The sequence below is a fragment of the Bradyrhizobium sp. MOS003 genome, from assembly GCF_003020125.1.
GTDB lineage: Bacteria > Pseudomonadota > Alphaproteobacteria > Rhizobiales > Xanthobacteraceae > Bradyrhizobium.
Genome location: NZ_PYFW01000015.1, coordinates 52,283 through 64,837, shown reverse-complemented (window position 1 = coordinate 64,837; position 12,555 = coordinate 52,283). Strand labels below are relative to the sequence as shown.

Here is a 12,555-nt window from a genome sequence, read left to right as displayed (position 1 = left end):
CGGGGAAGTTTCTCTTTTCCATCAGCCCCGACTAACACTGGCATAGAAAGTCCGCGCTTTGGGGGCATTACTTTACGTGGAATTACGGGATAAAATTCTAGCGCGAGGTCTCTCTGTGCAGCGGAAAATTTCGTCCCTTTGGTGACGGCTGCTTTGGCCCGTAGCCGAACAAGCCTGAAATCATCATGACTTCGGCTATCGGCGGTGGACCAGAGGCGGACTCGCGCTTGCTTCAACCGCCATCTTATGCATGACGCGAGCGAATTAGAAAGTTGGGCCTTGGGCCGGCCAAGTGCGTCCTGCCGGCTACTTAATAACGGCCTTTTGCACTGCCAGTTTGACCGGTTGCGAAGCCACCGTCTCATTAGAACTGGAAAACTCTGCTTGGGCCGCTTCAGATATCCAAGTTGCGACCCGTGCATCGTAAGCAATGAGACCAACGAAGACGACCAGCACAGTGCCGTAGACAACAGACATTGCTGCGATTTTCCTTAGCGACGGCTGACCGTCAGGCTTCGTTCGTTCCGGTAGAGACGTTGGCATTGGGAGCGGCCCTTTTCTGTCTCGCGGGAAAGCTCGCTAGACCATAGGCCCTGTTAGTGGAGCAAGATGTGCGCCAGTTCACATGCTTTCGGGGGCAACGAGCCATGGACTACGCCCGGCCGGTCTGACGATGTCTGTTTTGCAAGTTAGACGTAGCATCGCGTTTCGGGTTCGTCAGGACGGATTCTGACCCTTAGCGGACCATCTCCAGCATCGTGCGCTGCGGCTACTTTGACCGTAAAGAGAGGTTGGACCACAAGATTGCGCCAAGCGGCTTCCGTATCCTGCCGCGGAACTGCCTAGCCTCTAAGTGCCGTTAGCTGATCTGTGTCAAACCGGGCCCGCAGCTCGGCGATCGTCGTGGGATCAGCCGTGCCGCCGCGCGCTACAATCTCGGCCAACTCCTCGAAATATCGCTCGTGCCCCGGGGGCGAGACGGTCATGAGGACACGCGCGATCTTGTTTGAGGCATTTGCAATGTTGTGCGGAACGCCTGGCGGCAGGAACAAGTAGGTGCCAGGCGTGGCATTCACTTGCCATTCGCATTCACCTTCCAGGACATAGAATGTTTCTTCCTGAACGCGATGGACATGCAACCCGGTAGCGAAGCCGGGCGAAATCGTCCAACGAAACATCGAGGTATGTCGGGTATCGTTGCCGGTGACCAGAAAGGCCATGGGCTGGCCGGCGAGCCTAACGAACTTGCCCTCGTCTGGTCTGCGGATGATCGCCTTGCCACTCATGTTGAGCCCTCCAACGGGATAATGGGGAGCACTATCCTGTCTTTCCGCCGTCCAAAGATCGTGAAACAACTCCGAAATTGATGCAAAATGTTGCGGAAATGGCCCTGGATCCCCGACCAGTCACCTACAAATTCGGCTCCTTTGTACTCGATGCCGAGACCGGCGCTTTGATCCGAGGCGACGCGACGGCCGTGCTCGGCCGGCGGGGTGCGGCGCTGCTACGCCTGCTGCTGGAGCGCGCGCCGGCTCCCGTCGGAAAAGACACGCTGATGGATGCCGCATGGCCCGGGCTCAATGTTGAGGAAAGCAATCTCACGGTTCAGATCGCGGCGCTGCGCCGCGCGCTCGGGCAAGACGGCGGTGAGCGCTGGATCGAAACGCTGCCACGTCGCGGCTATCGCTATGTCGGCCCGATTGCCAACCGGGTCGGTGCAGATGCAGATCAGGGCGAGCATTCGGCCAGGTTGTGGCTGCCGGAAAAGCCCTCCATAGCTGTGCTGCCGTTCGAGCACTCGGGCGAAGCCGCCTGGTTCGCAGACGGCATGGTCGACGACATCATCACGGGCTTATCGCGCATCAGTTGGCTGTTCGTGATCGCGCGCAATTCGAGCTTTGTCTGGCGCGAGCGCGTCGCGGACGTGAAGCATGTTGGCAGCGATCTAGGCGTGCGGTATGTCCTGCAGGGCAGCGTGCGGCGCGCCGACGACCGTATTCGTATCAACGCGCAGCTCGCAGATGCAGCCAACGGCGGATATGTATGGGCCGAGCGCTACGACCGCATCGCGGGCGATCTGTTCGCGTTGCAGGATGAGATCGCGCTGGCGGTGGTCGGTGCTATTGAGCCAAGCCTGCGGCGTGCCGAAATCGAGCGGATCCGTCGCAAACGTCCCGACACTCTCGACGCCTATGAACTCGTGCTGCGTGCACAGCCGGACGTCGACTCGGGGATGCCAGATCGTGCCGCGACTGCCCTGGCGCAGCTCCAGCGCGCCTTGGCGCTCGAGCCAACTTACGCCCTAGCCCATGGCCTCGCCGCAATGAGCCACCACAACCGCTTCTTGCGTGCGGGGCTGAAGGAAGAGGATCGAGTGGCGTCGGTGCGCCACGCGCGCCTCGCGATCGAGCACGGACGCGACGACGCCCGCGCCCTCACCTTTGCCGGCTTCTCGCTTGGCATGGACGCTCATGACCGGCAGGCGGCCTTTGCGGCTTTCGAAGCGGCGGTCGCACTGAGTCCTTCAGCCGCACTGGCATGGATTCTCGGCAGCGTCGTGGCGGGCTGGGCCGGGGACGCTGAACGCGGAATCGACTGGAGCGAGCGCGGCATGCGCTTAGTCCGTTCGATCCGTGGGCCTTTGCGGCCTACGACGCGCAGGCGCTCGGCTATTTTTGTCGCGATCGTTATGAGGAGGCTGCAAATGCAGCCTACCGTTCCAACCTGGCCAATCCCTCCCACAGCATCACGTGGGTGCAGCTCGCCGCATCTCTCGCTGCGATTGGGCGCTTCAAGGAGGCGAAGGCGGCGGCTGCATGCGTCTTGGAACTGCAGCCGGCGTTCCGCATCAGCCGCCAGTTCGCCGGCGTCGCCTGCGCGCCCGAACTGGCTATCAAGCTCGGCAAGGCGCTGCGCGCGGCGGGCCTGCCGGACTAAAGTGAGCGCGACTGGCAGGTCAGCTTCTGGCCCGGGGTTGACCTCAGCCGAGAGCGCGGCGATGTCCGCTTCCGAGAGATCACCCGACCAAGGGCATGCTGGCTGTCGACGGCAGCCTCTGACCCGAAGCGTACTCCAGGGCATCGCGCTGCCCCTGAGGGAGTGGACGCTTTTAATCTGGTCAAATGCGGGAACCGGCGAGATCGCATCCGAATGCCCTATGGACGATCTGGACATCATCAGGGCGCGCGCCACCCGCGACGACAGTCGTAAATTACGCGAGCGCGCCCGCGAGCTGTGCCGCCTTGAGTTGCGGCGCGACCGGCTTCTCCTTGCTCGCGCCGAATTGGCCTCCACCAAATGGAGATGAAAATCCGCCTCCGGCAGGTCAAAGAACAGCCCTGAGGGTGGAACTATTGCTCCAGATCAAAGGCCGCCTGCCGCGAGCCGCTGGTATGACGCCATGAGTGATATGCCGCCGGACAAGGACGTGAGGCCCCGCGAGAGCGACGAGGCCAGGCGGCGCATCATCGAAGAGTATGCCGCGGAACTCCGCGAATTGATCAGGAAGCTTCGCCAGAAGCTGAAGTCCTGAAGGTCGGGGGGACCGCCCGATGGCGTCATAAAGACGCAACGGGCGAACTTTGCCAGCGAGCCCGCATTGTCAGAAAGGCCCCCCAAATTATTTCCTAAGTTGTGCTTCGGCCAAGTTTTTGAGATCGGCTTTTCTCGTATTCTATTGAAGGGTCATCATGCGTGTCCCGCCCATCCAAAGTTCGTATATTGCTGCATTGTCGAAACTGCACGACCAGCAATTAGAACGGCTGCGCATCGATCCAGAGATCAAAAAGCAATATGACGAAATCCGTCTGCTGAGGGAGAGACTAAGATTAGCCCTCAACCGGAAGAAGCTCCGCCCGCCGCTCTGAGCACACAAGCCGTCTCGCGATCTGTCACTGGCAAACGCGCCTGATGCATCGATGAGCGCTTCCTTGAAGGAAGTGAACCGGGGCCCTTGAGGAGTGGACGGGATACTCGTTTGTAGCGAACGGCTCATTTTGAGTAAGTGAAATCAACGCATGGGACGGCGCTTGGTCAGAGGAACGCCCGGACCAGGATCGTGTTGGCCCACATGCGTTTCTACTTCGACTATCAGGACTGGGCGGGCATCATTCTTGACGACCAGGGCGAAGAACTTTTGGACTTGGCCGCCGCGCGGGACGCCGCGATGAGATATCTCGCCGAGGGGATACGAGACCACAGCCCTTCGGGCTTATGCGCAATGACGACTTGAAGCGACGATGGAGAACTGAGGCGCTCTTCGATCAGATGTTTCGCAAGAGCCTCTGCACCTTGATCACGATGCAATATCGAGTTTGCGCCAGACCAATGAAATGTAGTTATGATGGTCGACAGGCCCTTACGTTGTAGCTCAGAGCGCAACCGTTCTGAAAATGGGGATTGTTTATCAAACCAAAATGGACTGTTGTTGCCGGTCCGCCACGGCCGCTGAATTATCAAACGCCCCCAAGTCCCATGTACCAGTGTAATCCTTATCGGGAGGTCCTGTGACATGGAGCTATTCCGCGCAGCGATAGGATGTCTCGCCCGGCAACCTTTGCTCGCTTTTATATTGAGGAATTGACTTTCACTCAATTCTGCTTCTGGCCCCCTTTGAGACATGCCGGCCGGCACCGCGAACTTCTGTTAATCGGGGTAGACCGGAAGTAGTCGGCGCACGGTCAAAATGACGCGTTTGACCCGGAGCAGACTTTCGGGTCCCAAAATGATCGCTACTCGATCACTCTGTCCGCGAGCAGGAGCACTTGGTCCGGGACAGTCAGGTGCAATGCTTTGGCCGTTTCGAGATTGATCACGAACTCGAATTTGGTCGGTTGCTGAACCGGCAAGTCCGCTGGGTTTGCACCTTTTAGGATGCGATCCACGTAATCGGCCGCTAGTAAAAATAGAGCCTTGATGTCCGGTCCATAAGCCATCAACCCGCCTAGGTCTGGGTAACTGGTGACCTGATATACGGTGGGCAGCCCGTATTCGAGTGCAATTGACGGCAATGCCTGCCGCGGCGGGTCCGCCAGTACGTAAACGATTTCGCACTCCGCCGCCTTCATGTTTGCGAACGCCTTGTCGAGGTCCTCGGGGGTCGCCGCAACGAATAGTTGGGCTGAAATGCCGAGCGCGCTCGCTGCACTAGCCGCCACTTCGGCCATGGCCGGATGCACCGGGTTGTCCGAAGTGAGCACACCTATTTTACGCACTTTGGAAAAGAGAAGGCGAACGATGTCGAGCGTCTTGGCTGTGAGGTCAGCGAACATGTTCGCTACGCCAGTGATATTGCCCCCGGGCTTGGCAAAACTTTTGACGAAGCCGGAGCCCATAGGATCAGTGGATGGCGACATGATGATCGGAATCGTCGAGGTCACTCGTTGTGCCGCTGCTACCGCGGGCGTTGCTTCAGCAATTATGACGTCTGGCTTTAGCGCAACGAGATCTCTGACTAGAGTTGGCAACAGCGCGTAGCGGCCCTTCGCTTCTCGCAGTTCGATTATCAGGTCCTTACCCTCGTGATATCCCTTGGCTTTGAAAGCTTCTCTGAACCATCCAATAATCCGGTCGCTCTGCCCGGAGGTGACCAGTCCGACGCGCCATGGCCGTGTCGGCTCAGCGTTCACCACGGCGGCGATGGCAATCGAACAGGTAGTCAAAAGCAAGGCACGACGCGTTGCTAAACGAGCCACGTGTTCCTCCTTCGGTTCGCAGCGCGAGGTTAGCAGGCGGCTTTTTCAAAGAACATGGTTTCGCTTGCTGCGGTGCAAGAGTCTGCAATTGGCCCGTTGCCGCCCTATGCTCGAAGAGCCGAAACGTCTGCTTGCCACAGATGAACCGACTCGGGTGAAGCAGCCCTGGGAGGGCAGCCTTTGACCCTAAACGGACCGTTTGGGCCTGCTCAATCCCTAAGTTCATTTTTGAACTGTACTAGCCCACCGGTTGCGGTAACATAGTCTCCGTACTGGAGCGGGATCCATGCGCGACGACCTGTTCTCGATAACCGCGATTGCCGGGGCTATTTTTACCGTGGGCGCTTTCGCGCTGCTTTTGTTTGCTCAGTGAGGTTGCGAATGCGGTCCGCTGAAGAATGCCGGAAGCTGGCGACGGATTACCGTAGTGAGGCGGCGGAAATCGGAGTTTCGCCGAGGAAAGCCAACGTGCTTCAAAATATCGCGAATAGCCTTAGCGGTCTCGCCAGTCAGTACGAGATGCTGACCGCCATTGCCGACGAAGAGCGTCGCGGACTGGCGCAGTAAGGCCGCCTCAGTTGGCAGGCTACAATCGCCACTTCCGCTGTTGGCCCGTAGCTGACCTCTGCCTTGGATACCGCTATGTCTGCTTTTGGACATGAAACAGACTGGGGCCGGTACATACTTTGGTCCGCTTGCCTATGGCTGGCCCGAAGGCGAGGCAAAATCGGAGAGGCGCAGATAGCCCCCAAAGGCCGCGTGTGGGTTGTCAGCCAAATACTGCCAAGAAGGCCCTTCAAGTAAGCAAGTCGAGTGCGTTCTGGAGTGCTGCGCCGGCGGCAGTGTTGTCGAAGATGCACCAGGTCTCACAAGACGACGATGCTGGACCGAGCCGTGACTTCAGCGCGCGCAGGTATGTCCCGTCGTAGGCGGAGTAGTAAATGCGCGGCGCTCCATGCAGTCGAAAATATCGCAGGTCCGGTCACCCGCCCGGGAGGCCGGCATCGGGCACCCGCGCCGGATCCGCAGCGACGCGGCTAATCCGACGCTCCTTAAGCCAAGTATCAACCTCGGGCGTGAACCAGCTTACGTGACGCGGCTCGCAAACGAGAGCGGCTGAGGTCTTTTCTTGCAGTGTGCCGAGCAGGAGTTCCGCGTCTGACTCGACGAGAATTCTGCGAGGTGCAAATTGAACGAGCAAAACTCCGAGCTTTGCCCCAAGCCCGGCGCTGTCTTCGATGAAGCGATCGAGTTCACCTCGCGCTAGCTGTGACGAATGAGATACGGACTTAGGCACTTTAACAGAAAAGCGGAAATCATCCGGCGTCGCGCTTGCCCACTTCTCATAGGTCGAACGCCGGTGCGGCTTGTGAAACGATGAGTTGATCTCGGTGGCGTTCAAGACCCGCGCGTGGCGCTCGAGGTGGCTGCCCGCGCCGCCAACCCTATCCTTGCAGACCTGTGGAACATTCCATCCCGCTGTGCCAAGCCACATCTCAGCCTTGACCTGTGCGCCCTCTTCCATGTTAGCCCGTAAGTGCCATCGTACGTCACCGGCAGGGACGTTGAGCCAACCGTGCAGAGGCTAACGCCGGATCTGAGAGCCTAGCGGCCGAGACGCTTCTCTACGCGCTTGCGGGAATTGCCGACTTTCTTGACGGCCTTCTTCACCGCCGAGGCCGAGCGGCCGGTTTTCTTCGCTGCGTAGCGAACTTCGAGTCCTGTCCCTTGGCGACGCGTGCCCAGTCCTGCTTGCGTCCACGCGCGGTCTTCTTCTTCGCTGCCGTCATCGGCTGCTCCTCTTGCGAACTTGATGGCGATGCAACGCCGCAAGGATTCGCGGGTTCCAAGTGAGTGGAGAATGGGAGACCATCCGTTGAGCAACAGGCCATCCCAGGCAATGACTCCTTCATCCCATTTCGACGCGTGTTGGCGGTACATCGACGCCCATGGGCACTCCATTCGATGATCCGGTCATTGAGGTCAGTCTTGAACGCGACACGGCATATCGGGATCGAACGTGTCCATCGAGTTCATGCGGATGTCCGAAATCGACGTCCCTTCACCGACCGAGCTCTTCGCTCTGGATGCGTCCGGGGATCGTCTCATTCCATCCGAGCCTTGTCTTTCAGATCGCGGATCCGGGTTTCGGCTTCTTCCTTCGAGGTCACGATCTCCGATTCGTCCGGCACGCGCGCGATTGCATTGAGCCTCTTGAGCTCGTCGAGTTGTTCTGTTGTGGGCTTTTCCATCTTCGAATCCTGAGCGCCTGCACGACGGCTTCGTCGTCGAGCACATCCAGCAGCTTGTTTATTGTTTGCTCGCAATCTCCTAGGGCCGGGCTCGACATGCCGGGCCAAGATGCCTTGTGCGTCTTCTAAGGCCTTCGCAACTCGCTGTTCCGGATCCATGACCGGTACTCCACATACTCCCAGGAAAACGCCGCTATGATCGGCGCGTTCCTTTGCTCAGCCCCTTGAACGAGCTGGCCCGCAGCAGACCTTCGGAGGTGATGTCACGGTACTCGATGTCGGCATAGAAATTGGGCTCGACCCACGTGGCCTTCGGCTTCCTGATGGTCTTGGTCAGCTTCTGTTTCGGGCTTACCACGGTGTCGAGCGCCTTGCGGATCTGCGCCGAGGTGGTTCGGCTCCATCCGGTCCCGACCTTTCCCATGTAGACCAGATCCTTGCCTTCCTTCTTGCCCAGATAGAGCGCGGCCACGCCGGACGGGTCCTTGATGAAGCCGACCACGGGAAACTTGCCCTTCTGAACGACCTTGATCTTCTGCCAAGCCTCCACTCGATCTGATCGGTATGGTGCGTCCACCCGCTTGGAGACGATGCCTTCGTAATTCAGCTTGCTGGCTGCGGCGAACAGTGCTTGGCGGTCCCCTTCGTGGTGCTCGTTATAGAGGACGGGCTCCTTGAGGTCGTGCTCCTCGATCGGATCCTTGAGCAGCCTCTTCCGCTCGATCTGCGGCTCTTTGCGCAGATCGCTGCCGTCCAGCCAGAGCAAATCAAAAGCGAAGTAGACTAGTCGATCCTGATCGCCCCTGCCGAGGTCTGCTGCAGCTCGGAGAAGTTCGTGCGCCCATCATGGATGACGACGACCTCGCCGTCGGCGATGGCCTGTCCTTCGATATCGAAGGCGGCCGCAATCCTAGAGAACTTACTGATCCAATTGTAACCGCTGCGGGTGTAGGCCCGTCGAGTCGTCACCGTCGATCCGGAGCTGGATGCGGTAGCCATCGTATTTGACTTCGTGAATCCATAGAGATCCCGAAGGAGCCTTCATCTTCAGGGTCGCCAACTGGGGTTCGATGAACCCCGGCATTGTAGGGACCTCGGTCTTTTCGGCCCGAGGCGCCTTTGTACGCTTTGCCACGCTACTCAACTCACAAAAATTCCGCCGCCGGGTTGCGGCCGACGGCGGGCAGTCTGCCTTCCTCAATCAACGAGTCTCGCAACTTCGAAGGCGGCGAGGAGTTCCAGCGACCTCACTGTTCGCAAGGTTTTGGGTTTTGCGCCAGGCCCCGACGGGCGCCGATGGGCGATCTAATCCTTCCAGAGCGCATCGAACTCTCGGCGAGAGCCGGCGTTTACTGACATCATGTCAGACGCATTCGACTATTTCCGCGCCTACGCCGTCCGAGCTCTCTGCAAAGCGAGATCCATGCCGCGGGGCAAGATAAAGCATCTGCAACTGGTGGCCGGCCGGATCTACAATCTCCTCAAGAAGGAGGCTGCCTACGGCCCCAATGTCCAGCACCTTGAGGAATTTCGCGCAGCCCAGAAGCTCGAGAGCTCTCTCGATCGCCGGCCAAGTGACCGCTCCGGCGGTCGCCTTACTCCGGCGGCGCCACAAAGCTCGGACCGGGAGGCTGGCTGAATGCCTTCGCTTGACGCGCGCGGTGTGGCAAGTCTCCTGCGAGAGTACGCGCAGCGCACCGCCTTGCGAGGCGGCAACCCCTACCGGGCGAAAGCCTACTCTCGGGCCGCCGACAGCCTGGCGGCCCTAGCCGTTCCTCTGGACGTGCTCATCGCCGAAGATCGACTTACTGAGATCCCGGGCGTCGGCGATGCTATTGCCGACATCATCACCAAGGTTCACAAGACGGGCAGTCATCCCAGCCTCGAAAAGCTGCGGCAGGAGATTCCCGCGGGCGTGCTCGAGATGCTCGGTGTACCCGGCCTTCGTCCGGAGAAGGTGCTGCGCCTGTACAAGGATCTTGGCATCGGCTCGCTCTCGGAGTTGGAGGCCGCCGCCAAGGATGACCGCATCAAGAAGGCGAAAGGACTCGGCGTCGCGCTGCAGAACAAGATCGTGCAGAACCTCGCGATTGCCAAAAGCGGAGAAGGCCCCCTCCACCTGCACCGCGCCGCCGCGCTGCTCGCACATGCGAAGGACTCGATCCGCAAGTCCCGCGCCGAACTCAAGCGTGTGACGATCGCCGGCGATTTCCGCCGCGGCTGCGAACTCGTCGGCGATCTCGTGATCGTTGCGGAGGCTGCCAAGCTGGACAATTCATCGACGCCATCGGCCGACGGGCTGCAAATTCGAGTGTCCGACCGCAAGCACTTCGGCGCCGCCCTTCTCTTCGCCACCGGCTCCGCTGGCCACATCGAGCAGCTTCAAGCCTTGGCCGCCGAAAAGGGTCTACGGTTAGGCGCCGACGGCTTGCACAAGGGCCGCATGCTGATCGCCGGCGAGGAGATTGAGATCTACCGCGCCCTCGGTATGCCCTTCATCGACCCTGAGCTCCGGGAGGGGCGCGGCGAGATTGAGGCGGCTCTGAAAGGCGAGCTCCCGAAGCTCGTCACCGACCAGGACCTGCGGGGCATCCTTCACTGCCACACCGATGCCTCCGACGGCACCGAGACGCTGGAGAGCATGGCCAAGGCCACGCGCCAGCAGGGCTTTGAGTATTTCGGGGTCGCCGATCACTCCAAGTCCGCGCACTATGCCGGTGGTCTCTCCGTCGAGGAGATCGCGCAGCAGCACAGGGAAGCCGATCGACTGAACAAGCGCTTCGGCAAGGACTTCCGGATCCTCAAAGGTATCGAGTCCGACATCCTGGCAGACGGGTCGCTCGACTATGACGACGACGTTCTGGAGCGCTTCGATTTCGTGGTCGCCAGCATCCATGGGCGCTTCAAGCTGGATCGCAAGGCGCAGACGCAGCGCCTGCTTCGGGCTATTTCCAACCCTCACACCACCATCATCGGCCACATGACGGGGCGACAGCTCCAGCGGCGGCCGGGCTACGAAATCGACGTTGAGAAGGTGCTGCGGGCGTGCGCCAAGTACGACGTTGTGGTCGAAATTAATGCCCACCCTTGGCGGCTCGACTTGGATTGGCGTTGGCACCAGGCGGCCCTCGACTTCGGCTGCATGCTGAGCATCAATCCGGACGCGCACTCGATCCCCGAACTTGACCACATGCACTGGGGCGTCGTGATGGCCCGCAAGGGCGGTGTCCCCGCCGACCGTGTGCTGAACACGATGTCGCTCCCGGAGATCACGCGCTACCTCCGCCAGAAGCGGCGCTCGCTCGCCCGAGCGGCATGATCGGCCGTGTGCCCAGCGTCGGGACATGGACGTGATTTCGTCCTATAGAAAGATGGTCGGAAAAGCCGATCATCTGGACGATACGGACAAGATCAAGCTGACGAAGCAGAGTTCGCCGGACGGTCAGCATCATCACTTCATTCCGCTCTCCTGGGTCGATCACGTCAATCAGCACGTGCATCTCAATAAGACTGGCGCCGACATCACCTCCCACTGGCAGCTCGCTCAAAGCTGACGAAACCCACCGGCTAACTCCTGCATCAAAAAGGCACCAAACCAGGTACTGCCGGACTTCAGGAACAACCAACATGGACCGCGACTCGACCGAGAGCCTCACAGAACTGGGAACAATATCCCGGGCGTTCTGATTGAACGTTGGTACGTCCAAGGCCGCACAGACCGAAAGTTTCGTGGGAAGCGCCCTTTATCAGGAAGGAGCTACAAATGGATAACGAACAAAAATCATCAAAAGCGGGGAAATCGGCCTCTGAGGGCTTGCTCAAAGCGGCCTCGAAGGACGAAGCGAAAACCGAGAGCAAGATGGGGCACGATCTAGCAAAGGGCGCTGATCGGTTTGAAGAACGCTCCAAAAGCTCGGATGGCAAAACCGCAGAAGCGAAGCAAAAGAAGTAAATTCAAAGAGCATGCTTGTGTCGCGGCGCCCCAAGCCGATCACGGCGAACAAGACGCAGGAAATTCGCCTTCGCTTGGGCCTGCCATGCGGCGCATAGTGCTCATACGTCTCGCAACGATAATGATGAGCCAGGCGATCGCCTCTGAATCAAGGCGTATGCTTTCTGGAATGATCAGTCTTGAGGCCAATGTCGCTTCGCAGCGCCGCGAGGCAGGTGGCATGCCTGACCACCCTTGTGCACGGCGCATCCAGAATCTCATCCTTCTCGCGATCAATTTGCTCGGAATTTGGCGCTGGCTGCCCTCCGCCAAAGTAACGGCAGCATAATCGCAAACCTTCATTCAATGGGCCTCCAACGGCAAAAGGAACCCCTTACGCCTGCTCGCTCCTTCTCATTGCAGGAAAGAGGCCATGCCGCCCGCACCGGCCACTGCATTTGAGAGATCTCACGCCCGAGGAACGCCGTGAGCGGCGCGAGGTCCGCGGCCAGAAGCAGCGCGAGAACAATATCCTCCGCTCCGCCAAGATGCACAAGTCCAGGCTAAAATGGGAGGCTGAAGGTTGCAAAACGTCGTCCGGGAGCCTGAACGGCGCCGCTTATGTGAGTTGCTCCGGCTGGCGCTACTGGAAGTGGCGGGACTCCTTTTATCAGGACGT

The 12,555-nt window shown here is 59.6% G+C and carries 16 protein-coding genes and 1 pseudogene; 9 read left to right on the top strand and 8 right to left on the bottom strand.

Annotation, left to right across the window (positions count from 1 at the left end; genetic code table 11):
- Positions 1-306: 306 nt before the first annotated feature.
- Together C7G42_RS35150 and C7G42_RS33430 are read right to left on the bottom strand one after the other, a co-directional pair.
- Positions 307-477 (bottom strand): hypothetical protein, encoded by a 171-nt coding sequence (locus C7G42_RS35150; protein WP_158537655.1) that lies wholly within the window; start codon positions 475-477, stop codon positions 307-309.
- Positions 478-842: 365 nt separating this feature from the next.
- Complete coding sequence (locus C7G42_RS33430) at positions 843-1,286, bottom strand: cupin domain-containing protein (protein WP_106953080.1); 444 nt, start codon at positions 1,284-1,286, stop codon at positions 843-845.
- An 80-nt stretch (positions 1,287-1,366) separates the two neighbouring features.
- Here C7G42_RS33430 and C7G42_RS33425 point away from each other — a divergent pair, with 80 nt between their 5' ends.
- The 4 genes from C7G42_RS33425 (at position 1,367) to C7G42_RS36375 (ending at position 4,231) form a co-directional block, all read left to right on the top strand.
- Positions 1,367-3,307, top strand: a complete 1,941-nt coding sequence (locus C7G42_RS33425) for a winged helix-turn-helix domain-containing protein (RefSeq protein ID WP_245428127.1) — start codon at positions 1,367-1,369, stop codon at positions 3,305-3,307.
- A 93-nt stretch (positions 3,308-3,400) separates the two neighbouring features.
- Positions 3,401-3,532 (top strand): hypothetical protein, encoded by a 132-nt coding sequence (locus tag C7G42_RS36195; protein WP_283809876.1) that lies wholly within the window; start codon positions 3,401-3,403, stop codon positions 3,530-3,532.
- Positions 3,533-3,689: 157 nt separating this feature from the next.
- Positions 3,690-3,866, top strand: coding sequence for a hypothetical protein (locus C7G42_RS35595; protein ID WP_199581273.1), 177 nt, complete (start codon positions 3,690-3,692; stop codon positions 3,864-3,866).
- A gap of 203 nt (positions 3,867-4,069) precedes the next feature.
- The gene (locus tag C7G42_RS36375) at positions 4,070-4,231 is read left to right on the top strand and encodes a DUF6894 family protein (protein ID WP_158537653.1); all 162 of its coding nucleotides are present in this window, start codon (positions 4,070-4,072) and stop codon (positions 4,229-4,231) included.
- 499 nt (positions 4,232-4,730) lie between these two features.
- On the opposite strand, the gene C7G42_RS33415 is transcribed toward C7G42_RS36375, so the two are convergent.
- The gene (locus C7G42_RS33415) at positions 4,731-5,693 is read right to left on the bottom strand and encodes an ABC transporter substrate-binding protein (protein ID WP_158537652.1); all 963 of its coding nucleotides are present in this window, start codon (positions 5,691-5,693) and stop codon (positions 4,731-4,733) included.
- Between the two features lie 381 nt (positions 5,694-6,074).
- On the opposite strand from C7G42_RS33415, the gene C7G42_RS33410 reads away from it, so the two are divergent.
- Positions 6,075-6,260 carry a hypothetical protein gene (locus C7G42_RS33410; RefSeq protein ID WP_106953077.1) on the top strand — a complete coding sequence of 62 codons (186 nt, stop codon included), beginning with the start codon at positions 6,075-6,077 and terminating at the stop codon, positions 6,258-6,260.
- 415 nt (positions 6,261-6,675) lie between these two features.
- Here C7G42_RS33410 and C7G42_RS33405 read toward each other — a convergent pair whose 3' ends face one another.
- The 5 genes and pseudogenes from C7G42_RS33405 to C7G42_RS36020 all read right to left on the bottom strand — a co-directional run bounded on the left by C7G42_RS33405 (position 6,676) and on the right by C7G42_RS36020 (position 8,914).
- Positions 6,676-7,218, bottom strand: a complete 543-nt coding sequence (locus tag C7G42_RS33405) for a DUF72 domain-containing protein (protein ID WP_502694248.1) — start codon at positions 7,216-7,218, stop codon at positions 6,676-6,678.
- Positions 7,219-7,298: 80 nt separating this feature from the next.
- Positions 7,299-7,483: pseudogene (locus C7G42_RS33400) on the bottom strand (DUF3606 domain-containing protein).
- Between the two features lie 315 nt (positions 7,484-7,798).
- A complete protein-coding gene (locus tag C7G42_RS34935; RefSeq protein WP_147250318.1) occupies positions 7,799-8,104 on the bottom strand; it encodes a hypothetical protein in 306 nt (101 codons plus the stop codon).
- Positions 8,105-8,138: 34 nt separating this feature from the next.
- The gene (locus C7G42_RS36025) at positions 8,139-8,711 is read right to left on the bottom strand and encodes an ATP dependent DNA ligase (protein WP_245428125.1); all 573 of its coding nucleotides are present in this window, start codon (positions 8,709-8,711) and stop codon (positions 8,139-8,141) included.
- A gap of 17 nt (positions 8,712-8,728) precedes the next feature.
- Complete coding sequence (locus C7G42_RS36020) at positions 8,729-8,914, bottom strand: DNA ligase-like domain-containing protein (RefSeq protein ID WP_245428123.1); 186 nt, start codon at positions 8,912-8,914, stop codon at positions 8,729-8,731.
- A gap of 670 nt (positions 8,915-9,584) precedes the next feature.
- Here C7G42_RS36020 and C7G42_RS33385 point away from each other — a divergent pair.
- The 4 genes from C7G42_RS33385 to C7G42_RS35135 all read left to right on the top strand — a co-directional run bounded on the left by C7G42_RS33385 (position 9,585) and on the right by C7G42_RS35135 (position 12,225).
- On the top strand, positions 9,585-11,264 hold the full coding sequence (locus C7G42_RS33385) for a DNA polymerase/3'-5' exonuclease PolX (RefSeq protein ID WP_106953075.1): 1,680 nt from the start codon (positions 9,585-9,587) through the stop codon (positions 11,262-11,264).
- A gap of 25 nt (positions 11,265-11,289) precedes the next feature.
- The gene (locus tag C7G42_RS33380; protein ID WP_106953074.1) at positions 11,290-11,499 is read left to right on the top strand and encodes a DUF2171 domain-containing protein; all 210 of its coding nucleotides are present in this window, start codon (positions 11,290-11,292) and stop codon (positions 11,497-11,499) included.
- 209 nt (positions 11,500-11,708) lie between these two features.
- Positions 11,709-11,897 carry a hypothetical protein gene (locus tag C7G42_RS33375; RefSeq protein ID WP_106953073.1) on the top strand — a complete coding sequence of 63 codons (189 nt, stop codon included), beginning with the start codon at positions 11,709-11,711 and terminating at the stop codon, positions 11,895-11,897.
- Positions 11,863-12,225 (top strand): hypothetical protein, encoded by a 363-nt coding sequence (locus C7G42_RS35135; protein ID WP_158537651.1) that lies wholly within the window; start codon positions 11,863-11,865, stop codon positions 12,223-12,225. The genes C7G42_RS33375 and C7G42_RS35135 overlap by 35 nt, the downstream gene beginning before the upstream one ends.
- Positions 12,226-12,555 lie beyond the last annotated feature (330 nt).